The organism is Rhodococcus sp. MPR-R1B (genome assembly GCF_058793255.1).
The window spans coordinates 12,744-34,341 of the sequence record NZ_JBXAFO010000043.1; the positions used below are offsets into that span (position 1 = coordinate 12,744).

Consider the following 21,598-nt stretch of genomic DNA (forward strand, 5'->3'; position numbering starts at 1 on the left):
TCCTGTGTTCTGTGAGGTGTGAGCGCGTCAGCGCAGGCCCAATTTGCTGGTGCAGGACGGCCAAGCACCCCAGCCCTGACCGGCGCGGACTTTCTCGCCGATCGCGATCTGCTGTTCACGTGATGCGAGGTCGGCGCGAGCTGCGTACTGACCGCCGCCGAATGCTTCCCAGGTGCTCTGGGTGAACTGAAGTCCTCCGTAGAAACCGTTGCCGGTGTTGATGGCCCAGTTTCCGGTCGCCTCGCACTGAGCAATGGCATCCCACGTCGACGCGTTGGACACAGCGGGAGCGGAAGCCTGCTTGGTACCGACCTTCACCACTGCTGCGACCGGTTCCTTGATCACGGTCGCGGACAGTTCGGTTCGTCCGGCCTCGACGCCGTTGACGGTCTTGACCTCGACGGTGGCCGTGCGCTCACCCGGAACACCCGGGTTCTCGACGACGGTCTTGTCCTTCTCCAGCTCGGGATCCTCGACCTTGTTCTCCGGCGGCGCGATCGGCTGCGTCTCGACGCGAGTGTCCGTGCGGTCGCGAGTGACCTGGATGGTCAGGCCGTTGGTAACGGGTGTGTCGGCGGTGGGAACCACCGAGTCGGCCTGCTCGAGCGGCGCATTCTTGGCCGCGAGAAGATCGCCGACGGTCACGGCGGCGAGCTTGACCTCCGCCGCCGGAGCACCACCGTCGCTGACGCTGACGGTCTTCGGGCTGACGACGTCGAGCTCGGTCCGTTCGAGCGGCAGACGATGCGAGCGCGAAGCCGAGACTGCGAAGTCGTCGGAAACATCTACCTGCTTCAATGCCTCGTCGACCGTCAATGCGGTGGTCCAGATGGTGGTCGGCTGACCGTCGACGGTCAGAGCCAACTCACGGGCACGGCGTAGTACGACGGTATCGCCATCGGACAGGGAGGAATCGGCACTGGGTGCGAGCGCGTCCTTGGGATCGACCGGGTATCCGGCGTCCTCGAGAGCGGTACCGACGCTGCTCGACATCGTGGACAGCGAAATCATGTCGCCGTCGACGTCGAGGGTGATCGTCTTGTGCCGAACCACGGCGAGCGCACCCCCGACGATGAGCGTCAGAAGCAACGCACCCACCACTGAATAGAGAAGTGGTGACTTCGTGGAGTTGATCTTGGCAAAAGGCGACACAGGAAATCCCAAGGCAGACGACGTTCGATCACAATACGGTAACGACCGAGCGTTGTATCGGCAACCAAATCACAACGAAATGCGACTTTTGTCACGGAACGGCAACGGCGTGTCGTGTGTTCTGCACTTTCCGGCTCCGATACCCGTGTATCGATTCAGCTCTGGGCGCAGTATGTTCTCGTCTGGTTCAAAGCAGTCCGGCGATCCCGGGCGCGACAGAAGAAAGCTGGGCGATAGTGCGAAGAAGATTCGACAGACCACGTAATGCCAGGTGGCCGATCCTGGCCATCCTGCTGGCGCTGATCGCAGCGCTGTTCGCCCCCGGAATCGCGAGCGCGCAACCCGGCCGCACCTACACGATCGCCACCGATCTGACATTCGCCCCGTTCGAATTCGAGAACGAAGACGGCAAACTCGTCGGCATCGACATCGACCTGCTCAATGCGATCGCCGAGGACCAAGGCTTCAAGGTCGACATCAAACAGCTCGGCTTCGACGCGGCCCTTCAGGCCGTGCAGGCCGGGCAGGCGGACGGCGTCATCGCGGGCATGTCCATCACCGACGCCCGCAAGCAGGTGTTCGACTTCTCCGACGCGTACTTCGAGTCGGGCGTGCAGATGGCGGTCCTCGAGACCGACAACGACGTGAAGTCGTACGAGGATCTGAGGGGCAAGCGCGTCGCCGTCAAGAACGGCACCGAGGGCGCCAGCTTCGCCGAGTCCATCAAGGACCAATACGGCTTCACCACAGTCTATTTCGCCGACTCCGCCAGCATGTACGACGAGGTCCGCACCGGGAACTCCGTCGCAGTCTTCGACGACTACCCCGTCCTCGCCTACGGCATCACACAGGGCAACGGCCTCAAGACGGTCACCGAAAAAGAGGTGGGCGCGAGCTACGGCTTCGCAGTCAACAAGGGCCAGAACGCCGAACTGCTCCAGATGTTCAACGCCGGACTGCAGAACCTGCGCGACGACGGCCAGTACGACGAAATCGTCTCGACCTACCTCGGTCAGGGCGCGTCGACGTCGGACAACTCCATCATCGGCTTGATCAAGAGCACCTACCCGCAGCTTCTCAAGGGCCTGTGGTTGACGATCGTTCTCTCCGTCGTCTCGATCGCGATCGCTCTGGTCCTAGGCGCGATCTTCGGTCTCTGCCGCGTTTCCACCAACATGTTCGTCCGAGGTATAGGCACAACCTACGTCGACATCTTCCGCGGCACACCGCTGTTGGTGCAGGCATTCTTCATCTACTTCGGCATCCCGGCAGCCCTGCATTTCCAGATGTCCGCCTTCACCGCAGGCATCATCACGCTCTCGCTCAACGCCGGCGCGTACATGGCTGAAATCGTCCGCGGCGGCATCCTGTCCGTCGACAAGGGACAGATGGAGGCGTCACGAAGCCTGGGCATCAGCTACATGAAGTCGATGCGAAAAGTCATCATGCCGCAGGCAATTCGCACGATGATCCCGTCGTACATCAACCAGTTCGTGATCACCCTCAAGGACACGTCGATCCTGTCGGTCATCGGACTCGCCGAGCTCACTCAGACAGGGCGCATCATCATCGCGCGCAACTTCCAGTCGTTCAACATGTGGCTGATCATCGGCGTCATGTACTTCATCATCATCATGGCGCTCACCAAGCTGTCGAACCGCCTCGAGAAGAGGATCAACAAGTGACCGAAACAGCCGTCAACATGGGCAAGTCCGCCACCGAGGTCAAGATTTCGGTCAAGGGACTGAAGAAGTCGTTCGGCGACAACGAGGTCCTCAAGGGCCTGGACGTCGACATCAAGAGCGGTGAAGTGGTCTGCGTCATCGGGCCTTCAGGTTCCGGCAAGTCGACCTTCCTGCGTTGCCTCAACCGCCTCGAAGACATCACCGCCGGATCCGTGCGCGTCGACCAGTTCGACCTCACGAACAAGGATGTCGACATCGACAAGGTGCGCCAGCACATCGGGATGGTGTTCCAGCACTTCAACCTGTTCCCCCACATGAGCGTCGTCGAAAACGTGATGCTCGCTCCGGTGCAGACCGGGCGATCGACCAAGGAGCAGGCTCGCGAGATCGCCGTCAAACTGCTCGGCCAGGTCGGCCTCGCGGAGAAGGCAGATGCCAAGCCCGCCAGCCTGTCCGGTGGGCAGAAGCAGCGCGTTGCCATAGCCCGCGCACTCGCGATGAGTCCGGACATCATGCTCTTCGACGAGGCCACCAGCGCCCTCGACCCCGAAATGGTGGGTGAGGTTCTGCAGGTGCTGCGCGACCTCGCCAAGCAGGGCATGACCATGGTCGTCGTGACCCACGAGATGGGCTTCGCCCGTGAGGTTTCCGACCGAGTCATCTTCATGGCCGACGGATACATCGTCGAAGAAGGTAAGCCGGAGAGTCTGTTCGGCAACCCCCAGCAGCAGCGCACCCAGGACTTCCTGGCGAAGGTTCTCTAGGGGCAAGCCCCCTGTGCGCCTTTTTGGTAGTGGGGACTACCGGAAAGGCGCACGGGTGGTGGCCAATTCGACGACCAGCCCGGTCTCGATCCGATTCTGCGGCTCGAAGTCGAAGTCGCCGAACCTTCGGAACCACCGAGGACTGGCCTCGACCCTTCGATAGGTCTCGCTACCTTCGACGGGCAACCACATGCGTGGACTTCCGACTTCCTCGTACGTCGTCGTGACCACGAGAATCCCGAGCACCACACCGGTGGTCACGACTCCAGACGCCGGCATCCCGCCGTGAACCCAACCGTCGAAATCGTCGTCCTGCGATCGCGGTGTCAATGTCCACGAGCATGGTTCACCGACCACCGGAAACGGCCCGCAGCACTCGACTTCGACCGCGTCGACATGAACGCTGACGATCCGGACCGAAGAGTCGACCGGCGTCGGCTCAGTGAAGCTGTGCGCCCTCATCCCCTCGCGGGAAGAGCAAGCTCGACGACAACGGCCGTCTCCATCCAGCCACGACGACCGGCAACCAGCGACGACATGCCGCGAAAAGACCGTGGGACCTTCTCGACTCGAACGTGATCGGTGCTCCCAGGTACCAATACCCAGTGCCTGGGTTCTTGTTCGACAAACTCGCCGCGCTCGAGTCGGATCGAGAGAACGATCCCGGCCGTAGGTTCCACGTCGTCGGGATAGATTCCTCCATGAACCGTCCCGTCGAACCACAGCGACTCACGTGTGGGGTGCAAAGCCCACGCAGATTTTTCGCCGACCACCGGCAACGGTGCACAGCACTCGAATTCCCACGTTTCGATGCGGACTGTGACCACGTTGTAGTCATTCATCTGAATACTCCGCGCAGTAGACGAACCGGGACACGACCGTCCCGGGCGCGGAGTTACCTGTCAGACCACCATAGCGTCAGAGCTTGTAGACGCGCTCCGCTGTCGCCGTGGACGCTGCTGCCAGCGCCTGCGGATCCTCACCGCGGATGTCTGCGAGCGCGCGCACTGTGTACGGCAGGCAGTACGACTCGTTGGGCGCACCGCGGAACGGGTGCGGCGTCAAGAACGGCGCATCCGTCTCGACGATCAGTTGATCCGACGGCACCAACAGCGCGGCCTCACGCAGCGCCTTCGCATTCTTGAAACTCACGGTTCCCGAGAAACTCAACACGTAGCCCGCGTCGATGCACGCACGGGCCATCTCCGAATCCGAGGAGAAGCAATGGAACACCACGGTCTCCGGCGCGCCTTCCTCGTGCAGCACCCGCAGCAGGTCCTCATCGGCTTCGCGATTGTGAATCATCAGCGTCTTGCCGAGACGCTTCGCGAGGTCGATGTGCCACCGGAAACCGTCGACCTGCTCCTCGATGGTGGCGCACCCTTCGAGCTTGCCTGGCCAGTAGAGATCCAGCCCGGTCTCCCCCACCGCGACGACCCGCGGATCGGACGCCAACCGTTCTATCTCGGCTCTGGTGTCGACATCGAGGACGTTCGCCCTGGTCGGATGGATTGCGACGGCTGCGTAAACCCTCGAATCCCAGTTCGCAGCGTCGACGGCAAAGCGTGCGGCATCAAGGTCGTCGGCCACCGTGACGACCCGTCCGACGCCGACGGCTTCGGCCCGATCGACAATTTCGGCCACGGTCGCAGCGTCGTGCGCACCACAGGCGTCGAGGTGCGTATGTGCGTCGATCAGAGGCGACAAGGGCTCAGGGGCATCGGGGGCGGGACGGTCTTTGCTCACGCCCGATAGAGTAAGCCCACCATGACTGTGCCTGCCTCACCCTCCCAGACCCCGCGCCCGGACTCCGCTGCCCCGGAAGGCGCGGAACGATCGCCGTTCTACATCACGACAGCGATCGCCTATCCCAACGGCGCTCCGCACATCGGCCACGCGTACGAGTACATCTCCTCGGACGCGCTCGCCCGCTTCAAGCGGTTGGACGGTCACGAAGTGTTCTTCATGACCGGCACCGACGAGCACGGTCTGAAGATGCAGCAGACAGCAATCAAAGAGGGCATCGACGTCCGCGAACTCGCGGCTCGGAACTCCGACGTGTTCCAGAACCTCGACAAGGTCCTGAACATCTCGTACGACCGGTTCATCCGCACCACCGACGCCGACCATCAGGTCGCCAGCAAGGCGATCTGGGAAAAGATGGCCGCATCGGGCGACATCTACCTCGACACCTACTCGGGGTGGTATTCGGTTCGTGACGAGGCCTTCTACACCGAAGCCGAGACCACGCTTCTGGACGACGGCACCCGTCAGTCGACGGAGACCGGCACTCCGGTGGAGTGGACCGAGGAGTCCAACTACACCTTCCGTCTCTCGGCCTACGAGGACCGTTTGCTTGCTCTGTACGAAGAGCATCCCGAGTTCATTGCCCCCGCGACTCGTCGCAACGAGATCGTCAGCTTCGTCAAGGGCGGCCTCAAGGACCTGTCGATCTCGCGCACCACGTTCGACTGGGGCGTCGAGGTTCCCGGAGACCCCGACCACGTCATGTACGTCTGGGTCGACGCCCTCACCAACTACCTGACCGGCGTGGGTTACCCGAACGTCGACTCGGCGGAGTTCGAGAAGTTCTGGCCCGCGAGCCTGCACATCATCGGCAAGGACATCACGCGTTTCCATACCGTGTACTGGCCGGCGTTCCTCATGTCTGCCGGCATCGAACTGCCGGAGCGGGTCTTCGTCCACGGGTTCTTGTACAACAAGGGCGAGAAGATGTCGAAGTCGGTCGGCAACGTCGTCGACCCCATCGCGATGGTCGATCAGTACGGCCTCGACGCGGTCCGCTTCTTCCTGCTCCGCGAGATCTCGTACGGCCAGGACGGCAGCTACAGCCACGAAGCAATCGTGACGCGTATGAATGCAGACCTGTCCAATGAACTGGGCAACCTCGCGCAGCGTTCACTGACGATGGTCGCGAAGAACTGCGATGCCCAGGTACCGACCCCCGGCGAGTTCACCGAGGACGATCTGGCGATGCTGGCGTCGGCGGATGCCCTGCTTGCCAAGTGCCGCAGCGAGTTCGACGTGCAGGCGCTGCATCTCGCACTGGAAGCCATCTGGGGCGTTCTCGGCGAGACCAACCGGTACTTCTCCAAGCAGGAACCGTGGGTTCTGCGCAAGACGGATCCGGCACGCATGGCGACGGTTCTGTACGTGACGCTCGAAGTGGTCCGTATCGTCGGGCTTCTCGTTCAGCCGGTGATGCCCGACGCGGCGTCACGCATCCTCGATCTGCTTGGCCAGAGCGAAGAGAACCGGCAGTTCGCCGACATTGCGGTTCGCATCGACGCGAACCGGAAACTGCCTGCTCCGGCGCCAGTTTTCCCCCGCTTCGTCGAGGAATGAGCTAAGCGAGAGTGCCGCACGTGGGGTCCGAGATATCCGGTTACAGGCGGATGTGTCGGACCCCACGTGCACACTCCAGCCATGACGACGAATAGAACATACATTCGAACCAGCGCTTCGGCGCAGACACTGCCATGGAACGGAGCGCGGGTGTCCACTCAGGAGGTCAGCCCTCAATCCGTTTCCGCGGTGCGAGATCTCGTTTCCGAACTGTCCGCGGCGTACGACCGCGGATGGCAGCCGGCGGATCTGATTCATCTGGCGCGTCGAAGCAAAGAAGCGTCCGACGCCGATCTCGCCGCCACCACCATCCTGTTCGACGCGAAGGCGTCGCGCGCCTCCGATCGCGCTCCGCTCGAATGGGTGGGGCAGTTGCAGACGATCGGCGAGCAGTATCCGAAGTCTCGGCACATCGCTTCTCGAATCACCGTGGACGACGACGTTTTTCGCTCCCTCGCGGCCGGCCTTCTGTTCCAGGATCCCTACTTCCTCGTTTCGCAGATCGTCGACGTCGCGCGATCGTGGATGCGCCTACCTCAGTGGACGGTATTGCTCGCGCCACCATCCACCTGGCCGTCGCAACGCACCCACACCAGCTATGCCGGCGTCGGTGACACCGAGGTCGACGCCAAGGTACTCAAGCGAATTCGTGGGCTACTCGCCAAAGCCGAAGCCACCAACTTCGCGGAAGAAGCCGAGATCTTCACCGCGAAGGCCCAGGAGTTGATGACGCGATACGCGATCGATTCCGCACTGCTCCACAGTCGCGCCGGGGTCACCGACACGTCCGTGAATGCACGACGCATTCACATCGAGAACCCGTACGTGAAAGAAAAAGTTCACCTCCTGACCGAGATCGGCGAATCGAATCGTGTCAGGACGGTGTGGTTCAGCGATATCGCGCTCGCGACCGTCGTCGGCACTCCGGTCGACCTTCAGCAAGTCGACATGCTGTTCACTTCACTACTTGTACAGGCAACCCGTGCAATGCAATTCGCCGACTCGAGCAATCGTGGCGGCTCACGCACCACCTCGTTCCGCAAGGGATTCCTGGCCGGGTTCGCCAGCCGCATCGGACACCGCCTGCGTGACGCCGGCACCAAAGCCACCGCCGAAGCGGCCGACGCGGCATCGATGGACGTCGCGGATCTTCTGCCGATCCTCGCCACCACATCCGAGGCCGTCGACGCCGAATTCGATCGATTGTTCCCGACAACCCGCAAGACTCGCGGACGGTCCGTGGACGCCGAAGGCTGGCACGCCGGCCAGGCTGCAGCCGACGACGCCAACCTGCGTCCCGGCACACCCGCCGTGAACCGCTCCCGCTAGTCCTTGCGCGCAGCCAGGACCGTCTCGTACAACTCACGCTTGGAGACTCCGGCCGTTGCGACCAGAGCACACGCGTCCTTCAATCGTGCTCCCCCCTCGACCAGCCTTTCCACCTCGTCGACCAGATCGGCAGGATCAGATGCCACCAGCACTGCGCCTTCGAGCACCACCGTGATCTCACCGCGAACGCCCTCGGCGGCCCAAGCAGCTAACTCCCCGAGAGTGCCGCGCTTCACTTCCTCGTAGGTCTTGGTCAATTCCCGGCACACAGCCGCGCGGCGATTCGGCCCGAGCACTTCCACCGCATCTGCGAGGCAGTCGGCAAGGCGATGAGGCGCTTCGAAGAACACACACGCTCGCTGCTCGGTTGCCAAGGCAGAGAGCCACGTCTTGCGCTGCCCCTGCTTACGCGGCGGGAACCCGTCGAAGCAGAACCGCTCGACGGGCAATCCGGAGAGTGCCAGCGCCGTCGTCACCGCCGACGGACCGGGCAAGCACGTGACGGCGAGGTTCTCGGCTACGCAGGCGGCGACAAGGCGATATCCGGGATCGCTGACCGACGGCATGCCCGCGTCCGTGACCAGCAGGACGGTCTTGCCTTCGGCGACGTCGGCGACCAGCGCGGGCAGCCGGGAAATCTCGACCTGATCGTAGAAACTGACGATCTTCCCGGTGATGGTTACCTCTAGCGCGGACGCCAGAGACTTGGTGCGTCGTGTGTCCTCCGCAGCAACGACGTCGGCGGTTGCGAGAGCAGACCGAAGACGCGGAGACGCGTCACCGACATCTCCCATGGGTGTTGCGGCGAGTACCAAGCGACCAGTCATACCTGACAGCCTACGATTGCCAGGTGACTGTGCAGACGGACGAGCGGCCAACGCCCGCCACGAGCGATCGGGTAATGCGTAGTCCCGGCCCGCTGGTACCGGATCCTGATTTCGGCCCGACCGACAGATTGCGCGGCTGGATTGTCACCGCTTTCGTCACCGCTATCGCGGCGATCACACGCTTCACGATGCTCGCCTACCCGACCGACGCCGGCACACCTGTCTTCGACGAGAAGCACTACGTTCCGCAGGGCTGGCAAGTTCTGACCGGTGGCGGCATCGAAGACAATCCCGGTTACGGATTGGTGGTACACCCGCCGATCGGTAAGCAGATGATCGCGATCGGCGAAGCACTCTTCGGTTACAACGGTTGGGGGTGGCGATTCTCGTCGGCCCTGGTCGGGACACTGATGGTCTTGCTGATCATCCGGATCGTGCGCCGCATGACGCGGTCCACGCTGATCGGCGCGATTGCCGGAATCCTGCTCATCGTCGACGGCGTCACCTTCGTCTCCTCACGCCTGGGGATGCTCGACATCTTCCTGGCTTTCTTCGTTCTCGCCGCCCTCGGATGCCTGGTGGTCGATCGCGACCAAGTCCGCGAACGGATGGCGAAGGTATACGAAGAGGGCCGAATCGGCGACTCTGCCTGGGGTCCGCGGCTGGGTTTCCGGTGGTGGAGGTTCGGCGCCGGCATCCTGCTCGGCCTGGCCTGCGGAACCAAGTGGTCCGGCATGTACTTCATTCTGTTCTTCGGATTGCTCAGTGTTGCCTTCGACCTGTCAGCGCGCCGCGCCTACCGCGTGCAGCGCCCATGGGTCGGCACTGCAGTTCGCGACATCGGGCCTGCTCTGTATGCGTTGGTGATCATTCCGCTCGGTGTGTACCTCGCGAGCTACTGGGCCTGGTTCACCAGCGAGACCGGCGTCGACCGTCACGCCGTCGGTAACGAGATCGGTGAGGGCGGCACATGGAGCTTCATTCCCTCCGCGCTGCGCTCACTCTGGTACTACAGCGGAAACGTTCTCCAGTTCCACGCCGGTCTGACCAACTCCGCCGGAAACCACCACCCGTGGGAGTCGAAACCGTGGACGTGGCCGATGGGGCTACGACCGATGCTCTACTACTACGCCGACGGCGAGCAGGTCACCGGTTGCGGGGCCGCCAGCTGCGTCAAGGCCGTGATGCTGATCGGCACACCGGCGATGTGGTGGCTGGCCCTACCGATGTTGGCGTGGGCGATCTGGCAGACGTTCGTGCGCAGGGACTGGCGATACGCCGTGGTCCTGACGGGCTACGGTGCCGCTTACCTCCCGTGGTTCGCGACGCTCGACCGCCAGATGTACTACTTCTACGCAGTTGCACTCGCCCCGTTCATGGTCATGGGATTTGCGCTGGTCCTCGGCGATGTACTGGGCAAGGCGAGCGCGTCCGTCGAGCGTCGTACCACCGGACTTCTGGCAGTCAGTCTGTACATCGGTCTGGTCGTGGCCAACTTCGTCTACCTCTGGCCGATACTCACCGCCATGCCGATCACGCCGGAATCGTGGCAGAACCATCTGTGGTTGCCCAGCTGGAAATAACCGGACGACAAAAGGGGCACCGAACCGCAGTTCGGTGCCCCTTCACGGTTCAAGTCCTACTCCGCTCAAGTCCTACTCCACTGACTTATCCACACGGCGTCCTCGGCGCGGGCGTAGGAGAGCACGTTTCTGCTCCTTCGCCGCAATGATGATCGGGTCGTGCGAAAGATCCTTGTACAGCGAGAAGCACAGTCCGATCATGACCAGCACGAACGGCGCCGCAGCGATGATCGTCATGGTCTGCAAGCCGTCGAGCGCTTCGGAACCACCGGTCCACAGCAGAAGCGCCGCGACGCCACCGGTCAACATGCCCCAGAACACCACGACCCAGCGACTCGGTTCGAGCGTTCCGCGCTGCGAGAGCGTCCCCATCACCATCGACGCAGCGTCGGCGCCGGAGACGAAGAACACTGCGACGAGCAGCATGACCAGGACAGTCGTCACTCCGGCCAACGGCAGATTGTCGAGCATGCCGAACAGTTGAGCCTCTTCCGAGCCTCGGCCGGACAAGCCGATTCCGTCGCGTTCCTCACCGATGCCTGCGCCGCCGAAGATCGCGAACCAGAGCAAGCTGACAGTCGTGGGAACGGCGATGACGCCGACGATGAACTGGCGGATCGTGCGGCCGCGGCTGATGCGGGCCAGGAACATGCCGACGAACGGCGTCCAGGACACCCACCATGCCCAGTAGAAGATCGTCCACGACGAAAGCCACGCGCCGGTTTCAGGATTCGACGATGCACCCGTGCGGGCCGACATCTGGGCGAGGTCGGAAACGTATGCACCAATGGTCGTCGGGAGCAGATTGAGAATCAGCACGGTCGGCCCGAGAACGAACACGAACAGGGCCAAGATCAGCGCTAGCACCATGTTGATGTTGGAGAGCCACTGAATTCCCTTGGCCACACCGGAAACTGCCGAAGCGACGAACGCCAGGGTCAGCACCGCAACGATGGCCACGAGCAGGAATACGCCGGCTTCTTCCATCCAGCCGACTACCTCGAAACCGGAGCCGATCTGAAGTGCGCCGAGCCCCAAAGATGCTGCGGTGCCGAAAAGTGTCGCAAAGATTGCCAGGATGTCGATGACCTTGCCGATCGGCCCTTCGGCTTTGCGACCGAGCAACGGGATGAAGGCCGAACTGAACAGTTGCTTGCGTCCTCGGCGATACGACCCGTACGCAATGGCAAGGCCCACAACGGCATACATCGCCCAAGGATGAAGACCCCAGTGAAACATGGTGGTAGCCATGGCAGTTCCGACGCCACCGTCGGTACCGGGAGGCGGAGTCACGTAGTGCGCAAGCGGTTCCGCGACACCGAAGAACATCAGGCCGATGCCCATGCCGGCGCTGAACATCATGGCGATCCAGCTGACGGTTCGGAACTCGGGCTTCTCACCGTCTTTGCCCAGCGGAATGTCGCCGAATCGACTGACAGCGAGGTAGATGGAAAACAGCACGAAAGCCGAAGCTGCGAGTACGAAGAGCCAGCCGATGTTCGTCACCAACCAGCCGAGAACACTTCCGGTTACCGAGTTCAGGTTGTCGGGAGCTACGAGACCCCACACGACAATAGCCAGCACCGCTGCGGCCGCCACGGAAAACACCACGTAGTCGGTCCGAACGCCTACCCGAGTAAAGCCCGTTTCCGGGCGCTCTTCGTTGGCCCCGGAATCTTGTTCGGATCGATCAGATTTCGTCACCATAGATGACTACGTTCGTCACTTTGTGGGCCAAAAGCAAGCTGGAAGGCGGGCTCAACAGCCGTTGAACCCGCCTTCTCACCCCGATCAAGCTGGGGTTTTAACCCAACCGTTGCCCTTGCCGATCAATCCGTCGATGCTGATGCGTCCTGCGCCGATAACAGCGATCAAGAGCGAACCGACACCGAGTGCGACGACGAGTTCATAGCCGCCGTTGTCTATGAAGACGCCCTTGTCGGCGTGCACGATGAAGAACGCGCCGACCATGTCGAGGAACAGCAGTGCGCCGACGAGCGGGGTCAGCAGACCCGCGATGAGCAGGATGCCGCCACCGAGTTCGATGGATGCTGCCAGAACTGCAGAAATCTTGGGGAGCGGGGCGCCCATCCCTTCGAATGCGGCCTGCGTTCCGGCGATCTTGTAGGTGAAGAACTTCTGCCAACCGTGGGCGATGAAGATGATCCCGAGGCCGACACGGGCGATGAGGAGTCCGAGGTCACGAGCAATCGACGAATTCATGAGCCAAGACTGACAGCTTTAAGTTGAAGCGTCAACTTAATCAATGTGTCACGCACCTCTCAATGCCGACTCCACCATGGCGACGATCTCAGTGTCGGAGTACCCGAGCGAGCGGACCTTATGCGCAAACGCTGTCGCCGCCTGCTCCGCCTGCGCCTGCACCGGATCGGTCCCCGAAGCGATGAACGTCCCTTGCTTTCCCCTCGTCTCGATCACGCCCTGATCGCTGAGCGCGCGATAAGCCTTCGCGACGGTGTTGGCCGCCAATCCCAGCTCCGAGGCCAATGCACGCACCGTCGGGATCTTGGTTCCCGCAATCAATCCGCCGCCGTGAACCTGCTCGATAATCTGTTGCCGCAGTTGGTCGTACGGAGCTGTGGAGGAATCGTGTTCGATCGCGATCTTCATCGTCACCCTCGTCGTATCTTCTCGGTCACAGCATCTTCTCTCTCACAAACCCTCGATCGCTTCGCGGATCGTATGCGGGCCGGAGGTCAGAACCAATATCTTGCCGACACTGGACGGCGCGTCGATGAGCGCTTCGATCACTGCGGCGACATCTGCACGAGGCACAGAGCCTCGATCGACGGGTGGCTCTGCAAGAAGGACTTCACCGGTGGGGTCGTCGTCTGTCAGAAGTCCTGGCCGAAGAATCGTCCAATCCAGCGAAGTCCTTGTCTTCAGGTCTTCCTCCGCTGCCGTCTTCGCCCGCAGGTAGGCGGCAAAAATCTCGTCGGTGTTCTCCGGTATTTCGTCACCAGCACCCATGGCGCTGATCTGTATGAACCGACGCACTCCCGCTTTCTCGGCGGCATCGGCCAACAGCACCGCCGCAGCTCGGTCTACGGAGTCCTTCCGCTCGATCGAGCTACCAGGTCCGGCGCCCGCGGCGAAGACCGCGACGTCGGCACCGTCGAGTACCTTCGCAACTTCCTCGACCGTGGAGGATTCCAGATCGATCACCACGGGGAACGCGCCGAGTGTGCGGACCGCACCCTCGTGCGCGGAGTTGCGGATCAGCGCTACCGGCCGATCACCATGTCCTGCCAGCAGGTACGTCAGGTGCTGCGCGATCTTGCCGTGCCCACCGGCAATGACCACGCGCCGTTCGTCCACACTTCGATGTTCCGTCATCGTTTTCTCCTCACAAGTCGGTACTTCAAGTGCAGCGCGCCGGAGGTGTCCGTTGTTCCCCTGTTTGTCCCACGAGTTCGGACACAGAGGCAGAATGACGGACATGGCATCTGCAACCATCTTCCACAATCAACGGTGCAACACGTCGCGGACTGTTCTCGGACTTATCCGCGACGCCGGCATCGAACCGACCATTGTGAAGTACCTCGATACTCCGCCTACCCGATCCGAGCTGGAAAAACTCCTCGCCGACGCCGGCCTCGAGCCCAGCCAAGCCGTTCGCAAGCGCGAAACGCAGTACAAGGAACTCGGGCTCGCCGATGCATCCGAATCCGAGATCCTCGACGCGATGATCGAGCACCCAATTCTGATCGAACGCCCGTTCGTGGTCACCGACAAAGGCACCGTCCTCGCGCGGCCTGCAGCCAAGGTGGAAGAAATTCTCTGACAGCGTCGACGGCTTACAGCGGATCGCGGGCGATCGGGCAGGACATGCACCGAGGACCACCTCGGCCGGACCCCAGTTCCGAACCCGCGATTCGCAAAACCTCGATACCCGAGGCCTCCAGCCTGGCGTTCGTTTCGACGTTGCGCTCGTAAGCGACGACGACGCCAGGCTCGACGGCGAGGGTGTTGTTTCCGTCGTCCCACTGCTCACGCTCGGCAGTCACCGTGTCGAGTCCGGTGTCGATCACACGCAGTTTTCCGATTCCCATGGCGTCGGCCGCCGCTTCGAGGAACGGCGTCGCACCGCGAATACTCACCCCGTCGTCTTCCTTGCGCAGAGTGAACGCCGCCAGGGTGTCCTGAATGGCCGGATACATGACGACCGCGTCGGCCTCGACCATGGTGCAGACCGTGTCGAGATGCATCGACGCTCGGCGTTGCTCGATCGGAACAACCAACACCGTGTGGGCGAGGCCGTCGTCGAACACGCTACGCGCCAATGCTTCTGCTCCGGCGGGTGACGTACGTTCACCGACACCGATTGCGATCACCCCCGGCGCGAGAAGCAGCACGTCACCTCCCTCGACAGGAGCCGTGTGCGACTCGTACGCGCGGCGCACGCCTTTGAATCGAGGGTGATGCGCGTAGACGAGATCCGTTATCGAGGATTCGCGAGCTCGCGCTGACAACGCCAAGGACGTGATGATGACCCGTGGCCCGACCCAGAACGACGAATCACGGGTGAAGAGCAAGTTGGGCAACGGGTCGATCACGAAGTCACCGCCGTGATGCATCCTGCGCACCAACGAGGTCGAGTCGGCATCGATCGGCAATTCGTCGAACGTCATTCCTGCAGTAAGGATCGACGAAAGCTCCTTCGGCTCCACCTTTCGCAGGTAGGCGGCCAGGTGTTGCCCGAGCGCGTGGCCGATCTTGCGTGCGTCGACGGCGGCCGCGATTCCCTGGATCCTCGCTGCGCCACTGACCTCGAGCGCCTCGGTGAGGAGATCGGACAAAAGCAGTACCTCGACGCCGCGCTCACGAAGGACGGTCGCAAACTGATCGTGTTCTTCCTGCGCGCGGTCCACCCACGGCAACGCGTCGAACAGCAGCTCGTCGTTGTTGCGCGGAGTCAATCGTTTCAACTCGTCGCCAGGACGATGAAGAATGACCGATCGCAATCGGCCCACCTCGGAATCGACACCGAGGGGGACGGAGCCAGAAGCGTTCATGAGTGAACACTAATCCCGTAGGCCCCACCCAGCAGGGATAAGCAGCTGTCGTACCGGCCCGCGTAACGTCTGATCCGACGCAGGCGAGAGGACCAGGCAATGAGTAGTACGGATCAGGCGGCGCTGAACGGCGCCGGAATCGAGAGGTTCACCGGGCGCTGGGTCGGCGCTGGAGCCGGACATTTCCCCACCATCGACGACTTCGAGTACTCCGAGGAGATCGAGTTCGCGCCCACCCCGAAACCGTTTCTCACCTACTCGTCGCGCACTCGTGGGCTCCCCGACGGACGACCGCTTCACATGGAATCGGGATACCTGCGCCCAACACCGGGTGGTGAGCTCGAATTGCTGGTCAGCCAGCCCACCGGATTCGTCGAGATCCATCGCGGCACCCTCGACTCCGAAGGCACTCTCGCCTTGACCCGTCTCACGCTCGCAGCATCACCCGACGCAAAACCGGTTCACGACGTTCGGCGAGTCATGCGCGTTCAGGGCGACACGCTGACATACGACCTGTGGATGGCGCACGGCGACACCCCGCTGACGCATCATCTCCACGCCACCCTCCACCGCGCGACGGACCGGTAGTCGCCATGGAGATGCCGTCGTGGAAGGCAAAGGAACTCACGCCCGGCCAGCTCTCCGAGCGCAGCGGTGTCGCCGTCTCTGCCCTGCATTTCTACGAACGAGAAGGCCTCATCGTCAGTCGCCGGACCAGCGGAAACCAGCGCCGATACCAACGAGACACGCTTCGACGCGTCGCCTTCATCAGAATCTCGCAACGCGTCGGCATTCCGCTGTCGGAAATCAGAGAGGCCCTCGGCACACTTCCTGAAGGCCGTACCCCGAACCGCGCAGATTGGGAAAGATTGTCGACCGGGTGGCGGCGCCACCTCGATCTACGCATCGAGCAACTGGAACGTCTACGGGACAACCTCACCGGTTGCATCGGTTGCGGGTGCCTCTCGTTGGAGGGGTGCGCCCTCGCCAACCCGCACGATCAACTCGCATCCGCCGGCCCGGGTGCGCGCGTTCTGGAAGTAGATTTCAGTGCAGGCTCAGGCGAGAAATGACTCGACGGCGTCCCGATCGCGCCCCAGCAAGTCCTCGACGGTCTTCTTCAGCAACTTCTCGATCTGGCCGCCGATGATCGGCATCTTCACCTCAGCCGTTCCGTCGACGACCAACCGCGTGCAGGACTCGGCGGCGGTGAGATCGAGCGTCGTCTCGATTCGGATCGGCAGTCCCCGCGCGATTCCGGTGACCGACCCTGCTGCACGCCCGTCCGACAGAGGTCCCCACCGATCGACCCGTTTCAGACCGAGCCGACTCGGCGCAACCTTGGCGACCAGGCTCGGGAGGGAGGCGGAGTCGATTTCCTCGGACACGGATACTTCGATCGATCCGTCTCGAACTTCGATGTCCGAGGTGGCATAAAGGTCTCCGAGTCTGCCTTTCCAATAATTCGGGTCGGTCAAAGTTCGATGCACGTCGTCGATCGGATATTTGAATTCGATATCGAAGTGAAAACTCTTCGGCATGACTTTGGTCCCTATTCGACTAGATAAAAGTCCCGGCGGAGTTAACGCTCATCGCTTGAGCAATTTACTGAACTGGTCGTTCGCTTTTTGCATCACGAACTCGTAAGGCAGGGCGAATTTGCGCGCCCACCAGTATCCGAATCGGATGTCATTGGACGTATATACGAGGTACGTATTCTTCTCGATTCCCCGCAGAATGCACGACGCCACCTTCTCCGGGGAGACAGCACGCGCCTCGAACCGGTGCGTGAGTTTTTCGACCCGCGGGTCGTTCCTGTCGATACCCGCTATTTCCACGGTTCCCACCAATGGCGTCTTCACCCCACCCGGCACAACCAGACTGACCCCGATTCCGTGCCGCTTCAGATCGAATCGCAGCACCTCGGACACCCCGCGAAGGCCGAACTTGCTCGCACTGTAGGCGGCGTGCCACGGCAGGGCCAAAATTCCGGCAGCCGAAGACACGTTGACCAGGTGTCCACCCTTGCCGGCACGAATCATGGGTGGAACAAACGTCTCCATGACATGGATCGGCCCCATCAGGTTGACGTCCACCATGGACTTCCAATGCCGATGTTCGAGGTTCTCGATAGTTCCCCACGCTGAAATGCCGGCGATATTCATGACGACATCCATCGAAGAAAATTGAGTGTGAATCTCGGTACCGAATTTCACGACCTCGTCGTAGTCCGAGATATCGAGTGCCTTCGCCATGCTGACCGTGCCGCCGCCGGCGCCGACCATCGCGACCGTCTCTTCCAATCCGACGCTGTTGATATCGGTGAGAAACAATTCGGCGCCGACTTCTGATGCACGCAGCGCAGTTGCACGTCCAATTCCACTACCGGCGCCGGTGATCAGGCATTTCTTGCCGTCGAGCGACCTTACAGACATGGATGAACACTCCCCCGCACTCGTACTGTGGACATGCGGGAAAGTCTACGCACGCACGGTGCGGCCGCCCTGAAACACGCAAGACGACCTGCGGGGCACGGCCGTACTCCGCGCAAACACCGCACAGAGACGACCGCAGCGAGCACTAGAGACGCTGCATCATCTGCTCTTGATAGCCCTTGACCGTACGGTCGAGTTCTTCCGCCGCTACATCGTCCCCACGCTTGCGTGCGTCGTGGGCTCGATCCTGAATTTCACGGATTGCGCGGCGCAATTCATCATCGCTCATCGTGTGTTTCATGTCACAATTCTGCACCCACCCGGAGGGTTTAGCTAGCACAGATCGCAATCCGGCAAACCGTTCAAGGTTCAACCCGGAGGTGATCCGCATGACATCGCAACCAGCCACCCTGATCGCGACCCTAAACCTTCAAACATCGCTTGAACTGCAGTTTTTCAATCGAAATAGTTGTGAAAAACCAGGCTAACGCATAGCTAATATCGCCAAAACGGGTAAAAGGTTTGATATTGGGCAGATTGGCCAAGTACTGGAAGGTTCGAATAGCGCAGTCGTAGCTGCACATTTCCGTGTGGCGGAAACTCAATGTGCGCTGAGACATAGCTGAGCACTCATTGGGCGGACGAATCGAATCTCGGACACATTTGACAACTAGTCCACTAAACAGACTACGGTGAGCTACCGATCGGTTATCCGCGTGATACCGTAGGATTCACTGAACGGACAATTGCTAGCTAGAGAGGATTACGGGGCGGTTCACAATGGCTGACTTTGCAGAACGATTGAACAAACTGTTCGACAGTGTTCATCCTCCGGGGCGCAAACCCCATACCAACGCCGAGGTTGCGGCAGCGCTCATCGAAGACGGCCATCAGATCTCCAAGCCGTACATCTCGCAGCTCCGCTCGGGACAGCGCACCAACCCCTCAGACGAGACAGTCGCAGCCTTCGCCCGGTTCTTCAAGGTGAAGCCCGACTACTTCTTCAACGACATCTACGCAGCCAAGATCGATCACGATCTCGAACTGCTCTCACAGCTCCAAGGCTACGGGCTTCGCCGCCTCTCGAGCCGTGCATTCGACCTCTCGGAAGAATCGCAGAATCTACTCACCACGATGGCTGAAAAGCTCCGCGCGAGTGAAGGTTTGCCAGAGGTTCCGCCTGACGCGTCACGCTGATGTGACCGTGCTGAAGCACTGACTCGATCTCGAGCACTGCAATGACATGGAGTAGGTCGACTACGAACGTCGACCTACTTTTGTCGTTTCATCGAGTTCTTTCGCCAACAACAACACCCAGCGGCGCGCCGACATCTTCTCAGGAGGCGCAATCCACCTGGTGTCCAAGACATCCGAGGCCAAGGGATCGGCGATCCACCCCGCCAAAATCCCCGCGTGTGCAGTGACGGCCCGCGGCGGTTCCTGACCACCGACGTCGAACATCCCGGCGCCGGACTGGATGTACATCGCATCCATGATCTGCGCGATCATGTCCGATGCCCGCAGCACAGACGTACTCCCGGCGCTGTCCGCGTCGACTACCTCGGGGAATCGCTTGACGAGAAGCGCGTGCATCCGCCGCAGACGGTACAGATCTCGTCGCGCACGTAACCAGGTCTCGAGAAGCACCCACGTGATGCCCAGCGCAATCAGAACACTCGAGGCAGCGATGAACCACACCCCTGCGCCCGTCCAGATATCCGATTCGAGTGCGCCGGTGCCACCGATCGATTCGACAAGCATCACGACGACCACGACGAGCAGGATCGACGAACCGGTCACGATCAACGCGATTCCGCGCCCCAACGGCGCCCACGCAACGTGCCGTAGCCCCGTCGAAATGACAAGGGACAGAGCGACGACGATAAAGATCAGGGCCGGCGCCGGGTAGCCGAAGAGAACCGCGATCGCCACCAGGAGCCCCACCGAGTACAGCACGGTGGCGAGGCCGCGCATAGCCGGACGTGACATCACAGGCCAGGCAGACACGGCGCCGACTGCACTGGCCGCAGACAACGCTGTCCACAAGACGATGACGATCATCGCGGCGGCATGCTGCTCCGGCGCAATGCGATCGACGATGTCCCATACCGCCGGCACCATGACCGTCGACGACAATGCGACCGAGAAGCCTGCAAAGACCATCGACATTCGCAACGGCGTCGCGGTGCGCGCGACAACTCGACCCAGTCTCGCGCCGGCTGCAACCCAGACGAGAAGGGCCACAGCCCAAAAGATCATCCGATCGCCTCGTCGTACCGCAACACCGACAGCGGTGTCCCACGGCCACTCATCGTTCGCAGACGCATGATCAACATCGACGCGAACGTCTCGGCTTCCCACTCCGCGATGTCATCCATCGGCACGGGTTCGTTGCGCCGCAGAGAACGTTGACTCAACATGTAGGCGATCAAATCGTCACTGACCTCGAGCGTCGCCTCGGCGATCTCGGCACCCTCGTGCCGAAACACTATGTGCCCCAACTCATGTGCCAGAGTTCGCTCGACATTGGGAAGTCCGGGGGCCAAGACGATGACGTCGTGGTCGTCGTAGGCTCGGCGCTGACCGCACACTCCGGTGGCGAGCGGGGTTTCCAGATCGATCTCGATCGGGCGCCCACGCTCGCGGGCGACTGTCTGCACTACCGTCAGCAGTGACACAGCCTCCGACGACGCTGCTGCGTCGCATACGGCATCCACCGCGGCCAGAACGCGGCGATGTGAACGTCTGTCCGGCACGACTCACGCACCTCCCTGTGATCCGGGTGCCAGGAATTCGGCACGCGCGGCAGCCAATCGTGCCTTCTGCAGCGATGCTCCGCGGAAAGTCAGTGCTCCCGCACCGGCCGCTACCACTGCCATTCCGCCTACACCGCCGGCGACGGCGGCGGCGTTGAGAATCGGCGGAAGCCCTTGAGTGAACGCCGTCGGAAATGCCTCCGGGTTGTCAGTCGGAGCCGCGACGTTCGGAACGTTCGACGGTACCTGCGGAGCTACGGGTGCGGGTGCGGCCAGAACCTCGGGTGCGGAAGGGGCTGCGACTGCGCCCGGCGCAGCGTTTGCCGGTCCACCGGCAGAGGGTGCAGGCGCTCCGCCGCCCGCTGACGGTCCCTGCGGATCAGACGGTCCAGCCGGCGGAGCCGCTACCGCGGACGACTGCTCGGAACTCGGCTGCGATTCGGAAGGAGACTGTGTCTCGGAGGGTGCTTGGCTCGAAGGACTCTCGGTCTGCGAAGTTGCGTTGGTCGCGGGGGAAGCGCTGCTGCTCGGACGTTGCGACGCCGAAGGGTTGGTCGTGGGCTCAGTCGTCGTGGGCTCAGTCGTCGTGGTCGGCTCAGTCGTCGTGAGCTCAGTCGTCGTGAGCTCAGTCGTCGTGGTCGGCTCAGTCGTGGTCGGCTCAGTCG

25 protein-coding genes are annotated in these 21,598 nt (G+C 61.9%); 9 read left to right on the forward strand and 16 right to left on the reverse strand.

Annotated features, from left to right (window positions below; all coding sequences use genetic code 11):
* Nucleotides 1-27: 27 nt before the first annotated feature.
* Nucleotides 28-1,152 (reverse strand): resuscitation-promoting factor, encoded by a 1,125-nt coding sequence (locus tag AC1Q61_RS30970; RefSeq protein ID WP_042921286.1) that lies wholly within the window; start codon nt 1,150-1,152, stop codon nt 28-30.
* 236 nt (nt 1,153-1,388) lie between these two features.
* Between AC1Q61_RS30970 and AC1Q61_RS30975 the strand changes: the two genes are divergently transcribed.
* The gene (locus tag AC1Q61_RS30975; protein WP_051649535.1) at nt 1,389-2,837 is read left to right on the forward strand and encodes an amino acid ABC transporter substrate-binding protein/permease; all 1,449 of its coding nucleotides are present in this window, start codon (nt 1,389-1,391) and stop codon (nt 2,835-2,837) included.
* Nucleotides 2,834-3,601 carry an amino acid ABC transporter ATP-binding protein gene (locus AC1Q61_RS30980; RefSeq protein ID WP_003946239.1) on the forward strand — a complete coding sequence of 256 codons (768 nt, stop codon included), beginning with the start codon at nt 2,834-2,836 and terminating at the stop codon, nt 3,599-3,601. The genes AC1Q61_RS30975 and AC1Q61_RS30980 overlap by 4 nt, the downstream gene beginning before the upstream one ends.
* Nucleotides 3,602-3,637: 36 nt before the next feature.
* Here the strand turns inward: AC1Q61_RS30980 and AC1Q61_RS30985 are convergent, their stop codons facing one another.
* The 3 genes from AC1Q61_RS30985 to AC1Q61_RS30995 all read right to left on the reverse strand — a co-directional run bounded on the left by AC1Q61_RS30985 (nt 3,638) and on the right by AC1Q61_RS30995 (nt 5,347).
* On the reverse strand, nt 3,638-4,063 hold the full coding sequence (locus AC1Q61_RS30985; RefSeq protein ID WP_042448984.1) for a DUF6578 domain-containing protein: 426 nt from the start codon (nt 4,061-4,063) through the stop codon (nt 3,638-3,640).
* The gene (locus AC1Q61_RS30990) at nt 4,060-4,443 is read right to left on the reverse strand and encodes a DUF6578 domain-containing protein (protein ID WP_042921287.1); all 384 of its coding nucleotides are present in this window, start codon (nt 4,441-4,443) and stop codon (nt 4,060-4,062) included. The genes AC1Q61_RS30985 and AC1Q61_RS30990 overlap by 4 nt, the downstream gene beginning before the upstream one ends.
* A 76-nt stretch (nt 4,444-4,519) precedes the next feature.
* Nucleotides 4,520-5,347 (reverse strand): TatD family hydrolase, encoded by an 828-nt coding sequence (locus AC1Q61_RS30995; RefSeq protein WP_030536315.1) that lies wholly within the window; start codon nt 5,345-5,347, stop codon nt 4,520-4,522.
* 21 nt (nt 5,348-5,368) lie between these two features.
* Between AC1Q61_RS30995 and metG the strand changes: the two genes are divergently transcribed.
* Entirely contained in the window at nt 5,369-6,967 is a 1,599-nt protein-coding gene (gene metG / locus AC1Q61_RS31000; RefSeq protein WP_003946248.1) for a methionine--tRNA ligase, read from the forward strand.
* 81 nt (nt 6,968-7,048) lie between these two features.
* Nucleotides 7,049-8,296: a DUF2786 domain-containing protein gene (locus tag AC1Q61_RS31005; protein ID WP_241199026.1), complete on the forward strand. Its 1,248-nt coding sequence runs from the start codon at nt 7,049-7,051 to the stop codon at nt 8,294-8,296.
* On the opposite strand, the gene rsmI is transcribed toward AC1Q61_RS31005, so the two are convergent.
* Complete coding sequence (rsmI, locus tag AC1Q61_RS31010; protein ID WP_003946264.1) at nt 8,293-9,123, reverse strand: 16S rRNA (cytidine(1402)-2'-O)-methyltransferase; 831 nt, start codon at nt 9,121-9,123, stop codon at nt 8,293-8,295. The genes AC1Q61_RS31005 and rsmI overlap by 4 nt on opposite strands.
* Nucleotides 9,124-9,197: 74 nt before the next feature.
* Between rsmI and AC1Q61_RS31015 the strand changes: the two genes are divergently transcribed.
* Nucleotides 9,198-10,706: a dolichyl-phosphate-mannose--protein mannosyltransferase gene (locus AC1Q61_RS31015; RefSeq protein WP_003946230.1), complete on the forward strand. Its 1,509-nt coding sequence runs from the start codon at nt 9,198-9,200 to the stop codon at nt 10,704-10,706.
* Between the two features lie 72 nt (nt 10,707-10,778).
* On the opposite strand, the gene AC1Q61_RS31020 is transcribed toward AC1Q61_RS31015, so the two are convergent.
* From AC1Q61_RS31020 to AC1Q61_RS31035, 4 genes are all read right to left on the reverse strand, one after another.
* Nucleotides 10,779-12,413, reverse strand: coding sequence for a BCCT family transporter (locus AC1Q61_RS31020; RefSeq protein WP_054188803.1), 1,635 nt, complete (start codon nt 12,411-12,413; stop codon nt 10,779-10,781).
* Between the two features lie 84 nt (nt 12,414-12,497).
* Nucleotides 12,498-12,929: a DoxX family protein gene (locus AC1Q61_RS31025; protein ID WP_003946228.1), complete on the reverse strand. Its 432-nt coding sequence runs from the start codon at nt 12,927-12,929 to the stop codon at nt 12,498-12,500.
* A 48-nt stretch (nt 12,930-12,977) separates the two neighbouring features.
* Nucleotides 12,978-13,337 carry a GntR family transcriptional regulator gene (locus AC1Q61_RS31030; RefSeq protein ID WP_003946225.1) on the reverse strand — a complete coding sequence of 120 codons (360 nt, stop codon included), beginning with the start codon at nt 13,335-13,337 and terminating at the stop codon, nt 12,978-12,980.
* 42 nt (nt 13,338-13,379) lie between these two features.
* Entirely contained in the window at nt 13,380-14,063 is a 684-nt protein-coding gene (locus AC1Q61_RS31035; RefSeq protein ID WP_050654500.1) for an SDR family oxidoreductase, read from the reverse strand.
* 94 nt (nt 14,064-14,157) lie between these two features.
* Here AC1Q61_RS31035 and arsC point away from each other — a divergent pair, with 94 nt between their 5' ends.
* Complete coding sequence (gene arsC / locus AC1Q61_RS31040) at nt 14,158-14,511, forward strand: arsenate reductase (glutaredoxin) (RefSeq protein ID WP_003946209.1); 354 nt, start codon at nt 14,158-14,160, stop codon at nt 14,509-14,511.
* 13 nt (nt 14,512-14,524) lie between these two features.
* Here the strand turns inward: arsC and arcA are convergent, their stop codons facing one another.
* Nucleotides 14,525-15,742, reverse strand: coding sequence for an arginine deiminase (gene arcA / locus AC1Q61_RS31045; RefSeq protein ID WP_003946210.1), 1,218 nt, complete (start codon nt 15,740-15,742; stop codon nt 14,525-14,527).
* A gap of 99 nt (nt 15,743-15,841) precedes the next feature.
* Here arcA and AC1Q61_RS31050 point away from each other — a divergent pair, with 99 nt between their 5' ends.
* Nucleotides 15,842-16,330, forward strand: coding sequence for a heme-binding beta-barrel domain-containing protein (locus AC1Q61_RS31050; RefSeq protein ID WP_003946270.1), 489 nt, complete (start codon nt 15,842-15,844; stop codon nt 16,328-16,330).
* A gap of 5 nt (nt 16,331-16,335) precedes the next feature.
* Nucleotides 16,336-16,815 (forward strand): redox-sensitive transcriptional activator SoxR, encoded by a 480-nt coding sequence (soxR, locus tag AC1Q61_RS31055; RefSeq protein WP_118603517.1) that lies wholly within the window; start codon nt 16,336-16,338, stop codon nt 16,813-16,815.
* On the opposite strand, the gene AC1Q61_RS31060 is transcribed toward soxR, so the two are convergent.
* From AC1Q61_RS31060 to AC1Q61_RS31070, 3 genes are all read right to left on the reverse strand, one after another.
* Entirely contained in the window at nt 16,801-17,283 is a 483-nt protein-coding gene (locus AC1Q61_RS31060) for a DUF2505 domain-containing protein (RefSeq protein ID WP_030536322.1), read from the reverse strand. The genes soxR and AC1Q61_RS31060 overlap by 15 nt on opposite strands.
* Before the next feature lie 48 nt (nt 17,284-17,331).
* Nucleotides 17,332-18,177 (reverse strand): SDR family oxidoreductase, encoded by an 846-nt coding sequence (locus tag AC1Q61_RS31065; protein ID WP_118603513.1) that lies wholly within the window; start codon nt 18,175-18,177, stop codon nt 17,332-17,334.
* A 145-nt stretch (nt 18,178-18,322) separates the two neighbouring features.
* Nucleotides 18,323-18,478, reverse strand: a complete 156-nt coding sequence (locus tag AC1Q61_RS31070) for a hypothetical protein (RefSeq protein WP_003946253.1) — start codon at nt 18,476-18,478, stop codon at nt 18,323-18,325.
* Between the two features lie 479 nt (nt 18,479-18,957).
* Between AC1Q61_RS31070 and AC1Q61_RS31075 the strand changes: the two genes are divergently transcribed.
* Nucleotides 18,958-19,374 (forward strand): helix-turn-helix domain-containing protein, encoded by a 417-nt coding sequence (locus AC1Q61_RS31075; RefSeq protein WP_003946231.1) that lies wholly within the window; start codon nt 18,958-18,960, stop codon nt 19,372-19,374.
* 60 nt (nt 19,375-19,434) lie between these two features.
* On the opposite strand, the gene AC1Q61_RS31080 is transcribed toward AC1Q61_RS31075, so the two are convergent.
* The 3 genes from AC1Q61_RS31080 to AC1Q61_RS31090 form a co-directional block, all read right to left on the reverse strand.
* Entirely contained in the window at nt 19,435-20,436 is a 1,002-nt protein-coding gene (locus AC1Q61_RS31080; protein ID WP_047272490.1) for a hypothetical protein, read from the reverse strand.
* Nucleotides 20,433-20,933, reverse strand: coding sequence for an ImmA/IrrE family metallo-endopeptidase (locus tag AC1Q61_RS31085; RefSeq protein ID WP_003946241.1), 501 nt, complete (start codon nt 20,931-20,933; stop codon nt 20,433-20,435). Before AC1Q61_RS31085 ends, AC1Q61_RS31080 begins: the two co-directional genes overlap by 4 nt.
* 3 nt (nt 20,934-20,936) lie before the next feature.
* Nucleotides 20,937-21,598 (reverse strand): hypothetical protein (locus tag AC1Q61_RS31090; RefSeq protein ID WP_492654916.1); only part of this gene is annotated, 662 nt, incomplete at its 5' end.